Genomic DNA, 14,063 nt, shown 5'->3' with positions numbered 1-14,063 from the left:
GTGGGACTACATGTGGGGGGACTGCGCGTGGGGGGAGTGCGTGTGGTGCGTCAGGCGGCGAGCGGCTCGACACTGCGCGCCAGCGCGTCAAGGGCCTGATCGATCTCGCTCTCGCCGATCGTCAGCGCGGGGCGGAACCTGAGGCCGCGTTCGCCGCACGGCAGGGCGATCACCCGGTGGTCCCGGTACATCCGGCGCAGCACCTCGTCACGGAGCCGGGTGTCCGGCAGGTCCACGGCGCACATCAGACCCCGGCCGCGGGCATTGGTCACAACGGCGGGGTACGTGGCGGCCAGGGCTTCGAGGCCGTCGCCGAAGTACTTGCCGCGCCGGACGACGGTGTCGAAGAGCTGCGTACGCTCGATCGTCTCCAGGATCCGGGTGGCGCGGACCATGTCGGCGAGGTTGCCGCCCCATGTCGAGCTGATCCGGGACGAGACCGCGAAGACGTTCTCCGGGACCTCGTCGATCCGGCCGCCGCCCATCACCCCGCAGACCTGGGTCTTCTTGCCGAACGCCACCAGGTCGGGCGCCAGGCCGAGTTGCTGGTACGCCCATGCCGTACCGGTGATCCCGCAGCCGCTCTGGACCTCGTCGAGCACGAACAGGGCGTCGTGCTCGTGGCAGAGCCGCTGCATCGCCTGGAGGAAGCCCGCGCCGAGATGGTTGTCCCCGCCCTCGCCCTGCACGGGCTCGGCGATGAAGCAGGCGATCATGCCGCCCGCGGTGCGGAACGCCGCCTCGGCGGCCTCCAGCGCCCGCCGCTCGGCTTCCCGGTTGGCACCTGCGTGCTCGGCGAGCGGGTGCTGAAGGGCGGGGGACGGGATCCGGGGCCAGGGGAGCTTGGGGTAGCGGGCGGTCTTCGCCGGCTCGGTGTTCGTCAGCGACATGGTGTAGCCGCTGCGCCCGTGGAACGACCGCTCCAGGTGCAGGACTTGGAGACCGTCGACGGCCCGCTCGTCCAGGCCCAGCTTCTGGGCCTTCCAGTCGAGGGCCGCCTTGAGAGCGTTCTCCACGGCCAGCGCCCCGCCGTCCACGAAGAACAGCCGCGGCAGCCGCGGGTCACCGAGCACCCGGGCGAAGGTCCTGACGAACCTGGCGTATGGAACCGAGTAGAGGTCGGGGTTCGACGGCTTGTTGACGGCCGCCACGGCCAGCTCGCGCATGAATTCCGGGTCGTCGACAATGCAGGACGGATTAATGCCGAGCGGTGCCGAGGAAAAGAAGGAGAAGAGATCGAGAAAGCGGTTCTTCGTAACGGCGTCGACCAGCCAGGAACCCGAACTGGCGGAAAAATCGAGGACGATGTCGTAGCCGTCCACAAGCATATGGGGCTCAAGCGCGCTATGCACGTCCTGAGCGTTCAGTTCTCCCGTTACTGAAAGGCCGTGTTCAGGACAGTGCTCTTGTTCACCCATGCTGCCATTCTGCCCCGGGCTGCTCTTGAGGTCCTCTTCCGGCTCTCTCGGAGTTCTCTTCCGGGATTTCCGGTAACGGCAGGAAAGCACCTGTTCGAAATCGGCGGCGGCTGCTACGGTGCTTCACGTTCATCGCCTTCCACCTGCCCGAGCGGTGACGAGAGGAGCAGTACGTGTTGATGGACACGACGGTACCGACGTTCCACCTGTCCGAGCTTCAGGAGGGGCTCCGCCAGGACGAGTTCCGTAGCTGCCTGGCGGAGAAAGGTGTTTTTTATCTGACGGGCAGCAGCCTGTCGGAAGCCGACCAGAAATCTGCCAAGGATGTCGTCGTCGATTTCTTCGAGCACGGTACGGAGGAGGCGAAGCGGGCCGTCACCTCCCCGGTTCCCACCGTCCGCCGTGGATTCACCGGGCTGGAGTCGGAGAGCACCGCGCAGATCACCAACACCGGCAGCTACACCGACTACTCGATGTGCTATTCGATGGGGACCTCGGACAATATATTTCCCACCGGGGACTTCGAGCGGATCTGGACGCACTACTTCGACCGTATGTATGACGCCACCCGGGAGGCGGCGCGCCAGGTCCTGAAGGCGACGGGGACCGAGCCGGAGGGTGGCGTCGAGTCATTCGTCAACTGTGAACCCCTGCTGAGGTTCCGGTATTTCCCCGAGGTCCCGGCACATCGCAGCGCCGAGGAAGAGCCGTTGCGTATGGCGCCGCATTACGATTTGTCGACCGTGACGGTGATTCAGCAGACGCCGTGCCCCAATGGCTTTGTGAGCCTCCAGTGCGAGGTCGGCGGCACTTTCGTGGATCTGCCGGCCAAGCCGGACGCCGTTCTTGTCTTCTGCGGAGCCGTCGCGACCCTGGTGACCGGCGGCCAGGTGAAAGCGCCGAAGCACCATGTCGCGGCGCCGGGCCTGGACCGGATCGCGGGCAGCAGCCGTACGTCCAGTGTCTTCTTCCTGCGGCCCGACTCGGACTTCGCCTTCTCGGTCCCGCTGGCCAGGCAGTGCGGATTCGACATCAGCCTGGACGGCGAGACCGCCACGTTCAAGGACTGGATCCAGGGCAACTACGTCAACATCCGTACGAGTTCTTAGGCATAGGCGGTCCGGTCCTGGGCACCGGGCACCGGCCGCCAGAGGCACAGGAAGTCCGGCGTGCGGGAAGTCCAGGGCACGGGATGCCCAGGGCACAGGAAGTCCGAGCACAGCTCCGAGGCATGGTTCCGAGGCACAGAGAGGGCACCGCCATGGGCACAGCAGGAGTCAGCGGCACCGACGGCATACGTGACAGGGCGGAGACGGCCCTGGCGCGCTGCGGGGTCGACATCGCCGCGTACAAGGGCGACGCGATCACCGCCCGTACGCCCGTCACCGGCGCCGCCCTGTTCGGCCTGCGCGCCGACACCCCGGCGGATGTCGACCGCGCCGTCGAGGCCGCGGACACGGCGTTCCGCGAATGGCGGACCACCCCGGCGCCGGTGCGCGGCGCGCTGGTCAAGCGGCTCGGCGAACTGCTCGCCGAGCACCAGCGGGAGATCGCCGATCTGGTCACCATCGAGGCGGGCAAGATCCGCTCAGAGGCGCTCGGCGAAGTGCGCGAGATGATCGACATCTGCGACTTCGCGGTGGGCCTGTCCCGGCAGCTCTACGGCCGCACCATGCCCTCCGAGCGCCCCGGCCACCGGCTGATGGAGACCTGGCACCCGCTGGGCGTGGTCGGTGTCATCAGCGCTTTCAACTTCCCGGTCGCGGTGTGGGCGTGGAACACCGCGGTGGCGCTGGTCTGCGGTGACACCGTGGTGTGGAAGCCGTCCGAGCTGACCCCGCTGACCGCCCTCGCCTGCTCCGCCCTGCTCGACCGCGCCATCGCCGAGACCGGCGCCCCGGCCCGTCTCAACCAGGTCGTCCTCGGCGGGGCCGAGACCGGCGAGCGCCTTGTCGACTCGCCCCGGGTGCCGCTGATCAGCGCGACCGGCTCGACCCGGATGGGCCGCGCGGTGGCGCCCCGGGTGGCCGCCCGGTTCGGACGCAGCATCCTGGAGCTGGGCGGGAACAACGCCGCCGTGGTGACCCCGTCCGCCGATCTCGGACTCACCGTGAACGCGGCCCTGTTCGCCGCCGTGGGCACGGCGGGCCAGCGCTGTACGACGCTCCGCAGACTCATCGTGCACGAGGACATCGCGGACACCGTCGTCGAACGGCTCACCGCCGCGTACCGCCGGCTCCCGATCGGCGACCCGTTCCAGGACACCACCCTGGTCGGGCCGCTCGTCGACGAGACCGCCCACACCAGGATGCGGCTCTCCCTCGACCGCGCGACCACGGAGGGCGGCACCGTGATCACCGGCGGGGAACGGCAGCTCACCGAGGCGGCACCGGGCGCGTACTACGTCCGGCCCGCCCTGGTACGGATGCCCGCGCAGACCGCCGTCGTACGCGAGGAGACCTTCGCGCCGCTGCTGTACGTCCTGACCTACCGCGACCTCGACGAGGCGATCCGGCTGCACAACGATGTGCCGCAGGGGCTGTCGTCCGGGATCTTCACCAGCGACCAGAGCGAGGCGGAACGGTTCCTCGCCGCCGACGGCGCGGACTGCGGCATCGTCAACGTCAATATCGGCACCTCGGGCGCGGAGATCGGCGGCGCGTTCGGCGGTGAGAAGGAGACCGGTGGCGGGCGCGAGTCGGGCTCCGACGCCTGGCGGGCCTATATGCGCCGCGCGACCAACACGGTCAACTACTCCGGACATGTGGCACTGGCCCAGGGCGTGAACTTCTCCCCGGCCTCGTAGCCGGATTCCTCGCATGCGGATTCCTCGTGGCACGGATGGCACGGAGCGTGCCGCATGGGCGCGCCGAGCGGGGGTACGCCGACGCCTGCGCTCGCCGGAGCGTACGGCTCAGAAGCCGACCGGGGGAGTCCCAGCCATGCAGGGGAGATCCGCTGCCACGACGGCCCTTGTCCTGGCATGTACGGCGCACTTCCTGGTCCTGTTCGACGTCTCCGTGATGACCGTCGCGCTGCCCTCGGTCCAGACGGATCTCGGGTTCGCCCCGGCGGGCCTGCAATGGGTCGTCAGCGGCTACACACTGGCGTTCGCGGGGCTGTTGCTGCTGGGCGGGAGGCTGGCCGATCTCTACGGACACCGGCGGGTGTTCATCGGCGGGCTCGCGGTGTTCACCGTCGCCAGTCTGATCGGCGGGGTCGCGGCCAGCCCGGCGATGCTGATCGCGGCACGGGCCGCGCAGGGGATCGGCGCGGCCGTGCTCGCCCCGCTGGCCCTGACCCTGCTGACCACCACCTTTCCCGAAGGCCCCGCGCGTACCAGGGCGTTGACGATCTGGACGGCGGTGAGCCTGGCCGGCGGGGCGTCGGGCAATCTGCTCGGCGGGGTGCTGACCGAGTATCTGTCCTGGCGTTCCGTCCTGCTGATCAACGTACCGATCGGGGTTCCGGCGATCCTGTTCGCCGCCCGGGTGCTCGCCCGGCGCGGTGCGCCCGCGCGGCGGGTACGGCTCGACCTGCCCGGCGCGGTGCTGGCCACGGCCGCGCTGACCCTGCTCACCCTCGGTGTCGCCCAGGCCCATACGCACGCCTGGACCGACCGGGACACGGCGCTGCCGCTGCTCGGCGGGACCGCCGCCCTGGCCGCGTTCGTGGTCGTCGAGACGAGATTCGCCCCGGCCCCCCTGATACCGCCGCGGCTGTTCGGGCTGCCCGGGATCGGCTGGGGGAACCTGGCGATGGTGCTGGCCGGGGCGAGCCAGGTTCCGTTGTGGTACTTCCTGACGCTGACCATGCAGGATGTGCTGCACTACAGCGCCGCGCAGACAGGTCTCGCGTTCGTGCCGCACGCGGTGGTGATGCTCCTGGTCGGGCTGCGCCTCATCCCCTGGCTGATGCAGCATGTGCAGGCCAGGGTGCTGATCGCCACCGGGGCGTTGATCTCCGCTGCGGGTTTCTGGTGGCAGAGCGGTATCGCCCCGGACAGCGGCTATCTCACCGGTATCTTCGGCCCGTCCGTGGCGATCTCGTTCGGCGGCGGACTGCTCAGCACCCCGCTGACCACCACCGTCACCGCCGGCGTCGGGTCCGCCGACGCGGGCGCGGCCTCCGGACTCATGAACACCTCACGGCAGTTCGGCGGCGCGTTCGGCCTCGCCGTGGTGCTGACCCTCACCGCGACCGCCACCTCCGGCATCCGGGCCACGCCCGCCGCACTGGCCGACAGTTACGGGAGCGCGTTTCAGGCCATTGCCGTGATCCTGCTCGCCCTGGCCGCGCTCACCCCCGTACTGCCTGCCCTGCGTGACACGCAACACGCCACTCGGCGCTGACGGGGCCGTCCGCGGTCGCCATCCGCACGACCGCGAACGATGCGCAGGAGATAATCGGCCGCACGGCCAGGGGTGGCAGCGGGAGCGGGGCGAAGATCGATAGGGTCACGGTCGGGCGCGAGTTCCGTACCGCCCGGCGGGGTGCCGATGACCGCGACGAGCGGCCGTACGCCTGGTCCGTGTCCCGCGCCGGACACAGCGACGGCCCCGACGGCCCACCGGGGGCCGGCCGCCAAGGCGCTCACGGAAGCGGTACGGGAGCACTCGCGCCCGCGCCGGACCGAAGCACCCGGCATCAGAACACGCGACACCGCCCGGTTCGGGCACGAAGCGGCGTCGCGGCATATCAAGGAGACATCAATGGCGGACCGATCCCCCGACACACTCGATCAGAACAGCGAGCCGAGAGAGCCGAGAGAACCGTCCGAGAAGAAGGCGCCGCCATCGAAGGGCGCCGCGGAGAAGCAGCCGGCGCCGGGAGCGGCCGACCGCGCGAAAGCCCCCGAACCTGCGGCGACGGCCGGCTTATCGGCGACCAGGTCCCCGGCCCCCGGCCCCTCCAAGGCGTCGCCCGCGAGCGCCGGCACCGACACGGCAGGGGATACGGTCGACCGCCCGCGGACAGAGGCCGGCAGCGCGGCGAAGGCGGGCAGCGCGGCCAAGGCACCCGGGACACTGAAGCGCGAAGAGCCCGGCGCCGCGCGCAAGCCGTCCGCCGAGACGCAGTCAGCCACGCCTTCCGGCAAGCCGGAATCGCCCAAGCCCTCCGCCAAGCCCTCCGCCGAGCCCACATCCTCGGACAGCACCCAGGACGTCACAACACCGACGGTCACACTCCGGATCGCCCCCACGGCCAAACCCGCCCGGCCCGCCGCGCCCACCCCGCCGACCGCACCCGCCCCGGCCGCCAAGCCCGCCCCGCCCGCCGCACGCACCCCTGTGACGCCCGCGTCCGCCCCGCCCGCACCGTCCCCCGCGCCCGTTCCCAACACACCCGCCGGTCCCGCCGGTCCGGATGCCCCCCACCAGCGAATTCGTGGCCCTGAAGTCCGCCGAGGCGCCCCGGGTCAACTCCGCCGAGCAGGACGTACGCCCCCCGCTCGACCTGCTCGCGCAGCTCACCAACACCCCCGCGCCGCCACCGTCCCCGGCCCGCACCCTGGTGCGCAGGCTCAAGATCTGGACGCCGCTCGTCGTACTCCTCGGGCTGGTCTTCCTGACCGTACAGACATTCCGCCCGCTCCCCGATCCGGTTCTCGATCTCGGCGCGACCCCGCCCGCCTTCACCGTCGGGGGCGACAGCCTCTCCATCCCCTGGCCCGAGCAGGGACAGGCCGCCGTCACGGTTGTGGGGTCGGGCAGCGTCGGGACGTTCGGCGAGCAGAAGCCCGTACCGACCGCGAGTATCGCCAAGATCATGACGGCCTATGTGATCCTCCGCGAACACCCCCTCAAGAAGGACGAGAAGGGGCCGCTGATCGAGGTCGACGCCCAGACCGTGGAAGACGGCAAGTCCGAGGACGAGTCGCGTATCGAGGGGCTTGAGGAGGGCCAGACGTTCAGCCAGCAGGACATGCTCAAGATGCTGATGATCCCGTCGGGCAACAACATCGGCCGGCTGCTGGCCCGTTGGGACACCGGGTCCCAGGACCAGACGGCGTTCGTCACGAAGATGAACGACGCGGCCAAGGCCCTCGGCATGAAGAACACCACCTACACCGACCCCAGCGGGCTCGACGAGAAGACCGTCAGTACCGCCGTCGACCAGCTCAAACTGGCCGAGGCGGTCATGGAGTTCGACGCCTTCCGCGCGATCGTCGCGCTGCCCAACGCCGACATCCCCGGCCACGGGCGCATCTACAACAACAACGACCGCCTGATCATGGCCGGGTTGAGCATCCGGGGCATCAAGACCGGCTCGAACACACCGGCCGGAGGCACCCTGTCCTGGGCGGCCTACAAGACCGTGGAGGGCGAGGACCGGCTGATCCTCGGCACGATGATGGACCAGCACGCCCCAGGACCCGACCCCAACGGCGCCGACAGCCTCGTCCTGGTGCAGGACAACAGCAAGAAGGTCATCAAGGCGGTGCGTACGGCCCTGACCTCCGCCGTCGCCATCAGTGAAGGCCAGGTCGTCGGGCATGTCGACGACGGTCTCGGCGGCCGGACACCGGTCGTGGCCACCGAGGACCTCATAGCGGTCGGCGTTCCCGGGCAGAAGCTGAAGCTCACGTTCAGCGACGGCGACACCATCTCCCGTACCGCGAAGGCCGGCACGGTGGTCAGCGAGCTGACCGTGGGCACCGGAGCCGAGGCGCGGAAGATACCGGTGGCCCTCAAGACCGACCTCGCGGAGCCGTCCTTCGGCGCGAAACTGACACGGCTGTAGAGCCTGGACACGTACGGTCCGGGGCCCGCGTGAAAGCGAGCCCCGGACCACGGCGGCCCGGCCTGACCCACGAAGATCCGCCGGCCGAGACGTAAAGGATCTAGCTGTACAGGCCCTATCCGTGTGGCGTGATCTTCGGCAGGCCCTTCTGCGGCGTGGGGAGCAGTGCCTTCCGGCGGTCGATGGTGCCGTCCTCGGAGATCCCGTACAGCGCGTTGTAGATCTTGCGCACGGCGGGCGCCGAGGCGCCCGACCCCGTACCGCCCTGGGAGATCGTCATCACGATCGTGTACTCCTCGGTGTACGTGGCGAACCATGAGGTGGTCTGCTTGCCGTACACCTCGGCCGTACTCGTCTTGGCGTGCATCGGGATCTCGTCCTGCGGCCAGCCCGCGAACCGCCAGTCGGCCGTACCGCGCGTGGCGACCCCCGCGAGGGCCTCGTCGATCTCGTCGCGCGTCTTCTTGGTCATGGGCAGCCTGCCGTGCGACTCGGGCTCGATCTCCCGCACGTTCCTGCCGTCGGCGCTGACGACCGCCTTGCCGACGGTGGGCGTGTAGAGGGTGCCGCCATTGGAGATGGCTGCGTAGATGCTGGCCATCTGGATGGGGGTGACCAGGGTGTCGCCCTGCCCGATGGAGTAGTTGACGGAGTCACCGGCGCGCAGCTTGTTGCCTTCGAGGCAGTTCTCGTACGCGATCCGCTCGGTGTAACTGCCGTTCTTCTTCCCCTGCGCGCACCAGGCGTCCTTGTTGGCCTCCCAGTACTCCTGCTTCCACTGGCGGTCCGGGACCCGGCCGCCGACCTCGTTGGGCAGATCGATCCCGGTGGGTTTCCCCAGGCCGAACTGGTGGGCCGTCGTGTAGAACCAGTCGTTGGCGTCCTTCTTCGGCGTCGTGCCGCCGTCCTTCAGCCACTCCTCGTGCGCCAGCCGGTAGAACACGGTGTCGCAGGAGACCTCCAGCGCCCGGCCGAGACTGATGGGACCGTACGCCCTGGCCTCGAAGTTCCCGAAGGCCCGCCCGCCGATGGAGTACGAGCTGGAGCAGTCGTACGGTCCGTCGAACGAGTAGCCCGCGTTGACCGCGGCCGTGGTCGGGATGACCTTGAAGATCGAGCCGGGCGCCGACTGGCCCTGGATCGCACGGTTCAGCAGCGGGTTGTTGGAGGCTTCGCCGGTGAGCTTCTCGTAGTCCTTGGCGGAGATCCCGCCGACCCAGGCGTTCGGGTCGTACGCCGGGTTGGACGCCATGGCGACGACGCGGCCGGTCTTCGCCTCCATCACCACGACCGCGCCGGAGTCCGCCTTGTAGTACTCGTTGGTGTTCCGGTCCCACTCCTTGCGGGCGTCCTTCATCGCCTCGTTCAGCTCGTACTCGGCGACGCGCTGGACGCGGGAGTCGATGCTGGTGACGAGATGCGAGCCGGGCTCCGCCGGGTCGTTCTCGCCCTGGCCGAGGACCCGGCCGAGATTGTCGACCTCGTAGCGGGTGACACCGGCCTTGCCGCGCAGCTCCTTGTCGTACTGGCGCTCCAGACCGCTCCGTCCCACCTGGTCGGACCGGAGATACGGCGAGTCGGTGTCCTGGGCCCGCCGGACCTCGTCGTCGGTGACGGGCGAGAGATAGCCGAGCACCTGCGCGGTCTCGGCCCCGCCCGGGCCGGGGTAGCGGCGCACGGCGGCCGGCTCTGTGACGATGCCCGGGAAGTCCTCGGCGCGCTCGCGTATCTGAAGGGCCTGCTGGGCGGTGGCCTCGTCGGTGATGAGGATCGGCTGGTACGGCGAACCGTTCCAGCACGGCTGTGGTGTCTCGGCGTCGCACAGCCGGACCTTGTCCATGACGTCCTCGGGCCGCATGCCCAGGACTCCGGCGAGCCGGGTGAGGACCTCCTTGCCGTCGTCCTCCATCGTCAGCAGCTCGGTGCGGGAGGCGGAGACGACGAGCCGGGTCTCGTTGTCGGCGAGCGGCACTCCGCGAGCGTCCAGGATCGAGCCGCGTACCGCGGGCTGGACGACCCGCTGCACATGGTTGCCGGAGGCCTCCTCGGCGTACGCGTCGCTCTCCCGGATCTGGAGATACCACAGCCGGCCGCCGAGGGTGAGAAGCAGCGAGAAGGCAAGGACCTGGATGACGACGAGCCGGAGCTGAACCCGTGGGGTCCGGCCCGTCTCCGGAATATTGGTCACGCGTGATCCCCCACCGTGCCGTTGCCGAATTGGATATCAACTAGGCTGCCGCACATGGTGCTTTACCTTACGCCCCAGGTCCGATTTACTCTGTTGGCTTTGTCACAGCGACAAGTGGCCACCACCGCCCGCCAGTTGACCGTATGCGGTCCGGCCACCGGAGACGGTGCGATATGAACAGGCCGCTGAGACACATAGCCATCTTCTGCGGACTTCTGATGCTCGCGCTGCTGATTCGAGCCAACTGGCTCCAGTTCGTGAAGGCCGAGGAACTCGCCAACGACGACAAGAATCGACGCGTACAGATCAAGCAGTTCGCGACTCCGCGCGGCGACATCGTGGTGGGCGGCGCGTCGGTCACCGGCTCGGCGGAGGTCGACGGCGCGGAATTCAAGTTCAAGCGCACCTACAAGAACGGCCCCATGTACGCGCCGGTCACCGGATACGCCTCGCAGACCATGGGCATGTCCCTGCTGGAGAAGACGTACGACGGCGTGCTCAGCGGCCAGGACGACCGGCTCGCGTTCCAGCGCTTCACGGACATCATCACCGGAAAGGAACGGCGCGGCGGGGATGTGATCACGACGATCGATCCCCGGGCGCAGGAAGCCGGGTACAAGGGACTCACCGACCTCGGGGCCCGCGGCTCGGTCGTGGCGCTCGACCCGCGTACGGGGAAGGTGCTCGCCCTCGTCTCGACCCCCTCGTACGACCCCGGGTCCTTCGCCGGGAACACCTTCAAGGAAGGCGACACGTTCCAGGCGCTCGACGACAACAAGGGCAAGCCGATGGCCAATCGCGCGCTGCGCGAGACCTTCCCGCCCGGCTCCACCTTCAAGATCCTCACCGCGGCGGCGGCGCTGGAGCACGGTGTGGTGACGGACATCGACGCCGCTTCGGACGCGGTGTCGCCGTACCCCCTGCCGCAGTCGACCAACGAGGTCGGCAGCGAGGCCGGGAACGCCGTCTGCAACAAGGCGTCACTGAAGACCGCCATGCAGTACTCCTGCAACAACGTCTTCCTCGACGCGGCGGTCGAGCTCGGGCAGGACCGGATGCGTGAGACGGCCGAGAAGTTCGGCTTCAACGAGGACGTCTACTCGGACGTCTTCGGCGACCTGCGGGCCACCGCGAGCCTGTACCCGCAGGACCTGGACAAGCCCGGTACGGCGCTGACCGGTATGGGCCAGGGCAGCCTCACCAGCACTCCGATGCAGATGGCCATGGTGACCGCCGCGCTGGTCAACGACGGCAAGCTGATGCAGCCGTACATCGTCGACGAGCTGCGGTCCCCGGATCTGAGCACCCTGGAGAAGAACGAACCCCAGGTGATGAGCGAGCCCGTCTCCTCCGGCACGGCCGCGAAGGTACGGGAGATGATGGAGCACACCGCCAAGGAGGGCAGCGCCCAGAAGGCCCTGATCGACGGCATCACGGTGGGCGGCAAGACCGGGACGGCGCAGCGTGGTGTGGACGTGAACGACCAGGTGCCGTACGGCTGGTTCGTCTCGTACGGCAAGAAGTCCGACGGCGCGTCCGTCGCCGTGGCCGTCTTCATCGACCCCACCGACATGGACATCTCGCGCGAGGACATCTCGGGCGGCAGCCTGGGCGGCCCCATCGCGCGGAATGTGATGAAGGCCGTTCTGGAACAGTGAGCGGGACGCGATGAGGCAGGGGCGGGGACTCGGCGTCATGCGGCCGGGTTCGACGGGATCGAGCCAATTCAATCCGGTTCAATGCGGAAAGAAGGCCGCTCGGGAGGGAATTCCTCCAGTGGTCTAGTCCAGAGTTAGTGGCAGGGAGTGGCGGTGAACGACTGATTCGCGCCAACCTTGTCTTATAGGTTCATCCCCAGAGTCCCCCTTTATTGTCCCTTTACCAGCGGCTTCGGCCGGCAGCCCTTCTTATCCGTCGTTCCGGTTTTCGCTCCCGCGTCGTCCCGAACGCCGTACGCGGGGGAGCGGCGGAAGAGCGGACACGCATAGCCTGGGCCTCATGATGCATTCCGACAGCCATGGCGATAACTCGCCGTACCCCAGGCGCCGGTCTCCCGGCCGGACGATCGTCTCCGCGGTCACCGTGCTGGCCGTGACCGCGGGGATCGGTTACTGGGGTTACGTCAGCCTGGTTGCCGGTGAGGACGCGGACCCGCAGGTGGTGGCCGCGACGGGGGAGTTCGAGAAGTTCCTCGCCGCGTGGGAGGCGGGCGACGCCCGGCGGGCCGGTCTGCTGACGGACACCCCCGGCAACGCCGAGTCATTGATTAAATCCCTGATGACGAACCTCAAGCCGTCGAGGACCGAGATCAGTGCCGGTACCGGCGAGCGGAAAACGGAAGGGGAAGTGGAAATTCCCTTTACCGTGAAGATGGCCGTTCCCGGCGCCGGTGACTACGGGTGGGACTCCAGAGCGAAGGTCATCAGGAGCGGGGAGAAATGGAAGGTCGAATTCCATACGGAGACGACCCATCCTGATCTCGTTCCCGGCCAGACCCTCGCCCTCCAGACGCGGGACCGCGCCGCCGTCCTCGACAGGAACGGCGACGAACTGCGCTCCGCCTCCCTCGTCGGCATGGTCGACGAGGGGACCGGCAAGGGGATCTCGGGTCTTGAGGCACGCTACGACAAGCAGCTCGCGGGACCGGGCCCGTCGAGGGCGGTCGTGGTCGTGGACCGTCAGTCCCTCCGGGTGGTGAAGAAGCTCACCGGCCGGGGGAGCGAGGGCAGGCCGGTCCGTACGACCATCGATCCCGCGGTCCAGGAGGCCGCCGCCGACGCCCTGACCGGGCTGGAGAAGACCGCGGCGATCGTCGCCGTCGACCCGTCCAGCGGCCATGTCCTGGCCGCCGCGAACAGACCCTCCGGTATGAACCGAGCGCTGGAGGGCCGCTATCCGCCCGGTTCCACCTTCAAGGTGGTGACGGCCGCGGCCCTGCTGAAGCAGGGCATGAAGCCGTCGGACCGCGCGGACTGCCCGAAGTTCGCCGAGGTCAACGGGCAACGCTTCGAGAACCAGGACCAGTTCACGCTGCCCGCCGGGTCGACCTTCCGGGAGAGCTTCGCCCGCTCCTGCAACACGTTCTTCGTCAACTCCCGCGGCAGGCTGTCCGAGTCCGCCCTGCACGACACCGCGCAGGCGTTCGGCATCGGCGGCACCTGGGACGTGGGCACCGCCACGTACGACGGCAGCGTCCCGGTCGCCACGAGCGAGAACGACAAGGCCGCTTCGACCATCGGGCAGGCCCGGGTGCAGGCCTCGCCCCTGGTGATGGCCTCGATCGCGGCCACGGTGAAGGCGGGCGCCTTCCAGCAGCCCGTCCTGGTGCCCGACGCCGTGAAGAAGCGGTACGACGCCCCCGCCCGGCTGGACGCCGGAGTCGTCGAGGCGCTGCGCGGCATGATGCGCGCGACCGTCACCGAGGGGGCCGGCCGGGCGCTCCAGGGCATCCCCGGCGAGCCGCACGCGAAGACGGGCACGGCGGAGTTCGGTACGGCGACCCCTCCGCGCACACACGCCTGGATGATCGGCTACCAGGGGGACCGGAACCTGGCGTGGGCGGTCCTGCTGGAGGACGGCGGCTCGGGCGGCTCCGACGCGGGTCCCGTCGCGGCGGCGTTCCTGGAGAATCTCGTGCGCTCCTGATCCGGCGGCGGCGCCGCGACTCCCGTACCCCCGACTGCCCTTGACTGCCGGTCCTCAACAGCCCGTTC

General features: G+C 69.1%; 9 protein-coding genes. 6 read left to right on the top strand and 3 right to left on the bottom strand.

Annotated features, from left to right (window positions below; genetic code table 11):
• Window positions 1-50: 50 nt before the first annotated feature.
• Window positions 51-1,418 carry an L-lysine 6-transaminase gene (gene lat / locus KQY30_RS10935; RefSeq protein ID WP_217306669.1) on the bottom strand — a complete coding sequence of 456 codons (1,368 nt, stop codon included), beginning with the start codon at window positions 1,416-1,418 and terminating at the stop codon, window positions 51-53.
• Window positions 1,419-1,597: 179 nt separating this feature from the next.
• On the opposite strand from lat, the gene KQY30_RS10930 reads away from it, so the two are divergent.
• The 3 genes from KQY30_RS10930 (at window position 1,598) to KQY30_RS10920 (ending at window position 5,770) form a co-directional block, all read left to right on the top strand.
• Window positions 1,598-2,527 carry a 2OG-Fe(II) oxygenase family protein gene (locus KQY30_RS10930; RefSeq protein WP_217306668.1) on the top strand — a complete coding sequence of 310 codons (930 nt, stop codon included), beginning with the start codon at window positions 1,598-1,600 and terminating at the stop codon, window positions 2,525-2,527.
• Between the two features lie 152 nt (window positions 2,528-2,679).
• Window positions 2,680-4,224: an aldehyde dehydrogenase family protein gene (locus tag KQY30_RS10925; protein WP_217306667.1), complete on the top strand. Its 1,545-nt coding sequence runs from the start codon at window positions 2,680-2,682 to the stop codon at window positions 4,222-4,224.
• 136 nt (window positions 4,225-4,360) lie between these two features.
• The gene (locus KQY30_RS10920) at window positions 4,361-5,770 is read left to right on the top strand and encodes an MFS transporter (RefSeq protein WP_217306666.1); all 1,410 of its coding nucleotides are present in this window, start codon (window positions 4,361-4,363) and stop codon (window positions 5,768-5,770) included.
• A gap of 389 nt (window positions 5,771-6,159) precedes the next feature.
• Here KQY30_RS10920 and KQY30_RS10915 read toward each other — a convergent pair whose 3' ends face one another.
• Window positions 6,160-6,588 carry a hypothetical protein gene (locus KQY30_RS10915; RefSeq protein ID WP_217306665.1) on the bottom strand — a complete coding sequence of 143 codons (429 nt, stop codon included), beginning with the start codon at window positions 6,586-6,588 and terminating at the stop codon, window positions 6,160-6,162.
• Between the two features lie 218 nt (window positions 6,589-6,806).
• On the opposite strand from KQY30_RS10915, the gene KQY30_RS10910 reads away from it, so the two are divergent.
• On the top strand, window positions 6,807-8,162 hold the full coding sequence (locus tag KQY30_RS10910) for a D-alanyl-D-alanine carboxypeptidase family protein (protein WP_254407065.1): 1,356 nt from the start codon (window positions 6,807-6,809) through the stop codon (window positions 8,160-8,162).
• Between the two features lie 115 nt (window positions 8,163-8,277).
• On the opposite strand, the gene mrdA is transcribed toward KQY30_RS10910, so the two are convergent.
• Window positions 8,278-10,350 carry a penicillin-binding protein 2 gene (gene mrdA, locus KQY30_RS10905; RefSeq protein ID WP_217306663.1) on the bottom strand — a complete coding sequence of 691 codons (2,073 nt, stop codon included), beginning with the start codon at window positions 10,348-10,350 and terminating at the stop codon, window positions 8,278-8,280.
• A gap of 173 nt (window positions 10,351-10,523) precedes the next feature.
• Between mrdA and KQY30_RS10900 the strand changes: the two genes are divergently transcribed.
• Together KQY30_RS10900 and KQY30_RS10895 are read left to right on the top strand one after the other, a co-directional pair.
• Complete coding sequence (locus tag KQY30_RS10900; protein ID WP_217306662.1) at window positions 10,524-12,008, top strand: penicillin-binding protein 2; 1,485 nt, start codon at window positions 10,524-10,526, stop codon at window positions 12,006-12,008.
• A 340-nt stretch (window positions 12,009-12,348) separates the two neighbouring features.
• Window positions 12,349-13,995 carry a penicillin-binding transpeptidase domain-containing protein gene (locus KQY30_RS10895; protein WP_217306661.1) on the top strand — a complete coding sequence of 549 codons (1,647 nt, stop codon included), beginning with the start codon at window positions 12,349-12,351 and terminating at the stop codon, window positions 13,993-13,995.
• The last annotated feature ends 68 nt before the right edge of the window (window positions 13,996-14,063 follow it).

The organism is Streptomyces sp. GMY02, from assembly GCF_019056675.1.
GTDB classification, from domain to species: domain Bacteria; phylum Actinomycetota; class Actinomycetes; order Streptomycetales; family Streptomycetaceae; genus Streptomyces; species Streptomyces odonnellii.
This window is presented reverse-complemented; position numbering and strand designations above follow the sequence as displayed.

Coding starts and splice junctions, on each gene's coding strand:
- lat (WP_217306669.1), bottom strand. CDS start 1,418: ATGGGTGAACAAGAGCACTGTCCTGAACACGGCCTTTCAGTAACGGGA.
- KQY30_RS10930 (WP_217306668.1), top strand. CDS start 1,598: ATGGACACGACGGTACCGACGTTCCACCTGTCCGAGCTTCAGGAGGGG.
- KQY30_RS10925 (WP_217306667.1), top strand. CDS start 2,680: ATGGGCACAGCAGGAGTCAGCGGCACCGACGGCATACGTGACAGGGCG.
- KQY30_RS10920 (WP_217306666.1), top strand. CDS start 4,361: ATGCAGGGGAGATCCGCTGCCACGACGGCCCTTGTCCTGGCATGTACG.
- KQY30_RS10900 (WP_217306662.1), top strand. CDS start 10,524: ATGAACAGGCCGCTGAGACACATAGCCATCTTCTGCGGACTTCTGATG.
- KQY30_RS10895 (WP_217306661.1), top strand. CDS start 12,349: ATGATGCATTCCGACAGCCATGGCGATAACTCGCCGTACCCCAGGCGC.